Here is a 5,156-nt window from a genome sequence, read left to right as displayed (position 1 = left end):
CGGCGTGTCACTGGTGTCACGTAATGGCTCACGAGTCGTTCGAGGACCCCGGCACGGCCGCGCTGATGAACGAGCACTTCGTCAACGTGAAGGTCTCTCGACGCGCCGGAGGGCATCGAGGTAGTCGGGCTCTGGGGACATGGCCGCGGCCAGGCGCAGGTGTGGCAGGGCCTCGGGGTGGCGGTTGGCACGTTCGAGGGTCCTGCCCAGCAGGAACCGGGCGTAGTGGTCACCGGGGGTGCGCTCCAGCAGCGACTCCAGCGTCTCGCTCGCCCGGCCTAGCTGGGCCGAACCAAAGTAGGCGCGGGCCGCCAGCAGGCGGACGACGGGGTCCCCGCCGTGCTCGGCCATCAACGGCTCCAGGGTCCGCAGGGCGCCGAGGGGATCTCTGACACCCAGCAGGGCCTCGGCCTGGCGTAGCCACCTGACCTCGTCGGGGAGTTCCCGCCGGGGAGCGGCGTGCCGCACCAGGTCGGCGAGGACCTCGGGCGGCTGCGCGCCCGCGACCGCCGTGTCACCCACCACGAAGGTCGGCGAGGTGGCGATGCCGACGGCCTTGCCGCGCAGCAGCTCGGAGCGGACCTCCGCCGCCCCCTCGCCGCGCTCCAGAGCCTCGGTCATGCCCCCGAGTCCGGCCTCGGCGGCGAGCGCCGCCAGCGTGCCGCGGTCTCCGATGTCGGAGCCCTCGACGAAGTGGGCACGCAGGATCCGCTCCACGACCGCGTCCTGGAGCGCCGCGCCGCCGCGGCCGTAGGCGAGGGCGATGACCCGGTGGGCGTCGAACGTGTTCGCCCGCCAGACCGCTCCCCAGCGCCGCCCGCCGTCGTCGGCGCGCTCGCCGATCTGCTCCGCGGCGGCGACGCGCGAGACCCGGGCCCGGTTCTCGGCCGGGGTCAGGACGGGGTGGCAGGCCCGCAGGGCACCCTCGGCGACCGGGTCGCGAAGGGCGTCCTGCAGCGGCTCGGACCGTGCCGGAGCCATCGGGTCGATGAGGTACGGGCGCCAGACGATCTCCACGTCCGCGCCGAGGTCGGCCTGCTCCAGCCGTCGCTTGCCGATGTAGGCCCACGCGCAGACCATGTCGGCCCAGACTTCGATGCGCTTCATGGCCGCTACAACAAACGACAGGTGTCGTTTATTCGACAGGTGTCGTTTAAAGTTGACGGCGTGCCCGGAGACGATCCCAGAATCCGCAGAACCCGCGCCCGGCTGCGGTCCGCCGCCCTGGAGTTGACTGCCGCGCGCGATCCCGACTCGATCACCGTCGCCGAGATCGCCCAGCTGGCCGGGGTGAACCGGGCCACGGTCTACGTTCACTACCGTGACCGCGACGACCTCGTGCTCGATGCCATGGAGGCCGCGGTCAAGGAACTGGCCGCCGAGGCCGCGCGGTGTCCCTACCGGGAGCCGGGGCCGGTGCCGGCGTCGCTGGTCGCGCTGTTCGAACACGTCGGTGAGCGAGCCCCGCTCTACCGGCGGATGCTCGGACCCGCCGGCAGCGCCCGCTTCTGCGCGCGGCTGCGCGAGGCGTTGGTCGCGGAGCTGCGCGGCCCCTTCGCGGCGGGCTCCCGGCCCCCCGGGCACGACGAGGTGCCACCGGAGATCCACGCCCATCATGTGGCGGGCGCGCTGGTCGGGCTCTTCACGTACTGGCTGGGAGAGCATCCGTCCCGTCCGGCCGAGGAGATCGCGGCGGTGGCGTGGAACCTGATCCGCTGATGTGGACCCCGGTGGCCGGGAGTGGACGACGCCGGTCCGGCGATCCCCGGCACCGTCAGGAAGGTCGGCACTTTCGGGGAGGCCCCTCGGGGAGGGGGCGTGAGCGACGATGGCGATCGGTGACGTCCATCCCATCCGGCTCATCGATCCCTTAAGTGGTGGTAAAACCGGGGAAAATGCAGCGGATTGACGGGAACGCTGCCCGAATATGATGTCGAACTCTTACGCTGTCTCAGAGGCTTCCGATGAGCCCGATGGCGGAGGGGTTCCGTGGCGGACGTGCATCCCGAGCATGCGCAACTCCAGGCGGACCGGATCTACCTGGGCTGGCAGTATGCGCTGTTGCACCCGGATCCAGGTCCGGCTCCCAAGCGACCCTCGCCGGTGGAGAATCCCGCGGAGCCCGTCGACCCCGAGTGGGTGCGCAGGGAACGCCTCAACGAAGCCCTCCTGAACCGGCCGGTCAAGATCGTCCGTGCGTTCATGGCCGCGCTCGCCACGCTGATCCTCGTCCTCGGCCTCACCGAGATGCTGAGCTGGTCGTTCGCCGTCGTCGGGGTGATCGCCGCCGGTGGCATCGCGGTGTTCTGCAGCTACGCCGTCCACCAGGGCGACCGGGCGGTCCGCCACCGCATCAGGGAGCGGGAGGTGGCCGGTGACCGGCTACGGGAGGAACGGGATCGGGAGCTCTTCGCCGCACAGGAGGAGCACGCCGCCCGCTACCGGGAGTGGGCCGAGAAGAAGGAGCGCCACGACCGCCAGCTGACCTGGTACGCGGTGGCCGTGCCCGACGAGATCGACCGGATCGACGTGGCCGGCGGCACGCTGCCCGGCTGGTCGGCGCTGATCACACTGCTCGGCGCGACCCGCCTCTACAGTGGTGGCCACCTGACCGTGCTCGACCTGTCCGAGGGCGCGATCGCCAAGGACCTGATCGAGCTGGCGCGCAGGGGCGGTGACGACCCGCTGGTCTGGGTGCTGCCGGTCGACCTCCCCAAGCTCGACCTGGGTGCCACGCTGGCCCCCGAGGCGTTCGCCGACGTCCTCGCCCACGTCGTGAGCGTCAGCGAGGAGCACCGCACGACCAGGGACCTGTCGTTCGACAACGCGATCCTGGAGCGGGTGCTGGAAGTCCTCGGCGAGAGTGCCACGATCAACCAGGTCACCGCCGCGCTGCGCGCCCTGGCCCAGGTCGGCGACCCCCGGGAGGACCTGCGGTGCGGCCTGATCACCGCCACCCAGCTGGAGCGGATCGGCACGCTTTTCGGCCGTGGCGTCAGCGACCGCGTGGTGATCGAGCGGGCCTGGGCGCTGGAGTCGCAGCTGCGCAAGCTGGAGACCCTCGGCTCGGAGGCGGTGCGCCTGCCGCCCGCGCGCCTGCGGGTCGTGTCGATGGACCGCCAGGCGGGCGTGTTCGGCAACCGCGTCCTGGGCACCTACGTGGCCACCGCGCTGACCCACATCCTGCGCCAGTCGCCCGCCTCCGAGCGGCCCTGGTACCACACGATCATCGTCGCGGGCGCGGACAAGCTCCGCGGTGACGTGCTGGACCGGCTCATGGACGCCTGCGAGACCTCCAGGACCGGGCTGGTGCTCACCTATCGCTCGCTGACCCCGACCGTGCGGGAACGGCTCGGGCGCGGGCACGCGGCGGTCACGTTCATGCGGCTCGGCAACGCCGAGGACGCCCGGATCGCCAGCGAGCACGTCGGCACCGAGCATCGCCTGGAGCTCGCCCAGCTCACCGAGACGATCAGTGCCGCCGGGGCCGGTATGGACGGCGGCTACATCTCCACGGTCGGCCAGGCGGAGGAGGGCGACGACGAGCGCGACGTGAGCCGCGCGGACCTCAAGGAGGACATCACCTTCTCCACCGAGTGGGGCCGCCGCGCGACCAAGGCGATGGGGGAGACGGAGCGGGTGTTGCACCGTTCCCGGGAGTTCCTCGTCGAGCCTCACCAGCTCCAGCAGCTTCCCACCACCTCGGTGATCGTCACCGACGCCACCGCCGAGGGGCGCAGGGTCCGTCTCGCCGATGCCAATCCGGCCATACTGACCTTCCCCAAGACGACGCTGGGCGAGTTCGACGAGATCAAGGAAGCCGTGCTGGAGCGCGTACAGGAGAGCAAGGCGGAGCCGCGCGAGCCGAGCCCGTTCGAGGACGCGCCGCCCAACCTCGGCCCGCCTCCGGCCAGGCTCGACTGGCGCCGCCGCCAATGAGGTCCGGGCCCGCGCCGCCGACGAGCCGGTGGGCGGGGGTTCGGCCGGTGGGGATCCGGGTAGCGATGATCCCGTCGGGGACGGTATCGCCGGGCATGCCAACGGGGCGTCCGTATGTCGTAATGGGATGGTCAATGTGGAGGTGCGAGCCCCGAGTCAGGTTCGACCGTGGTTACGGGGGTGACCTACCCCCGATTACGCGTCGGCCGGTATGGCGGAGTGATCCGTGAAGCGTCAACCCTCCGGCCTGGAGCCGGGTCCCCCGGGTGGAGACCAAATGCAGCCAAGTGTGTCCCGTCCGCCCAACGCCCTGACCGGTCCCTGGTACAGAATCCAGGCGATCACAGCGCCCTCGCGCAGTTCCTCCGCCGAGTGGGACTTCGTCACGGTCCTGCCCGCCGTGCTCTCCACGGCCCAGCGCAACCGGCCCTTCGTGGTCGGCTGGCTCTCACGGGGGTCCGGCGCCCCGCTGGAGCTGATCACCAACGCGGGGCCGCTGACTCCGCCGCGCCCGCCCCGCAGGGCCGCCACCGAGGTCGAGCACGCCCCCGGCGGTCCCGAGCCGCTGCTCTTTCCCAGCGGCGCCCGCGGCGTCCGGATCGGTGACGAGTGGCTCCGCGACCTGTCCGACCTGGTGTGGACCGTCTGCCCCGGCCGGCAGGCCCCGCCGCTCGGCGGCCGTCGCGAGCCGGACGCCGACGAGATCAGGCGGCCGACGCTTTTCGAGTCGACGCTGGTCACGCTCATGTCCCGGCCGTTCGCCTGGCTGGTGGTGGCCGAGCAGACCGACCTGCTGGACGCCGAGGTCGCGCACCTGCGCACCCAGCTCAACGTGTTGCGGCAGTACGGCGACGCCTCCGAGCGCTCCCGCTACGACGCGGAGCGGGCCGAGCGGCGCATGCAGGAGCTGGACGCCTTCCGCGAGGCGGGGCTGTGGAACGTCCGGTTGCTGGCCGGGGCCGCCGGTCCCGAGGAACTGCGCCAGATCGCCCCGGTGCTCGTCGGCTCCGCCGAGATGAGCCACCACCCCTACCGCCTGCGCAGCGCGCTGTCCGGCCCCGTACACGGTTTCGCCGAGGCGCTGGCGGTGACCCTGCAGGATCCGGCGGACGGCCTACCGCTGGCATGACGCACCTGACCGCCGGTGTCCGTCAAAGCGGAGCGAGCTCACCGGTTGATCTCATGCGCGTGTGGAGGACACGGTGGACGGACCGCAC

Annotated in this window: 4 protein-coding genes; 3 read left to right on the top strand and 1 reads right to left on the bottom strand. The window is 71.7% G+C overall.

Annotation, left to right across the window (positions count from 1 at the left end; all coding sequences use genetic code 11):
- Nucleotides 1-81 precede the first annotated feature (81 nt).
- Nucleotides 82-1,107: a DsbA family protein gene (locus ABZ260_RS46030; RefSeq protein ID WP_355630877.1), complete on the bottom strand. Its 1,026-nt coding sequence runs from the start codon at nucleotides 1,105-1,107 to the stop codon at nucleotides 82-84.
- A 39-nt stretch (nucleotides 1,108-1,146) separates the two neighbouring features.
- Between ABZ260_RS46030 and ABZ260_RS46025 the strand changes: the two genes are divergently transcribed.
- The 3 genes from ABZ260_RS46025 (at nucleotide 1,147) to ABZ260_RS46015 (ending at nucleotide 5,068) form a co-directional block, all read left to right on the top strand.
- On the top strand, nucleotides 1,147-1,719 hold the full coding sequence (locus tag ABZ260_RS46025; protein WP_355630874.1) for a TetR/AcrR family transcriptional regulator: 573 nt from the start codon (nucleotides 1,147-1,149) through the stop codon (nucleotides 1,717-1,719).
- Nucleotides 1,720-1,989: 270 nt separating this feature from the next.
- A complete protein-coding gene (locus tag ABZ260_RS46020) occupies nucleotides 1,990-3,939 on the top strand; it encodes a hypothetical protein (RefSeq protein WP_355630871.1) in 1,950 nt (649 codons plus the stop codon).
- A 277-nt stretch (nucleotides 3,940-4,216) separates the two neighbouring features.
- Complete coding sequence (locus ABZ260_RS46015; RefSeq protein WP_355630868.1) at nucleotides 4,217-5,068, top strand: hypothetical protein; 852 nt, start codon at nucleotides 4,217-4,219, stop codon at nucleotides 5,066-5,068.
- Nucleotides 5,069-5,156: the final 88 nt, after the last annotated feature.

Source organism: Streptosporangium sp. NPDC006013 (genome assembly GCF_040614275.1).
Classification (GTDB): Bacteria; Actinomycetota; Actinomycetes; order Streptosporangiales; family Streptosporangiaceae; genus Streptosporangium.
The sequence above is the reverse complement of the archived record's forward strand: the minus strand, read 5'-3'. Positions and strand labels throughout refer to the sequence as shown.

Excerpts from the sequence above, each read along its gene's own strand:
- ABZ260_RS46030 (WP_355630877.1), bottom strand. The coding sequence starts at position 1,107 with ATGAAGCGCATCGAAGTCTGGGCCGACATGGTCTGCGCGTGGGCCTAC.
- ABZ260_RS46015 (WP_355630868.1), top strand. The coding sequence starts at position 4,217 with ATGCAGCCAAGTGTGTCCCGTCCGCCCAACGCCCTGACCGGTCCCTGG.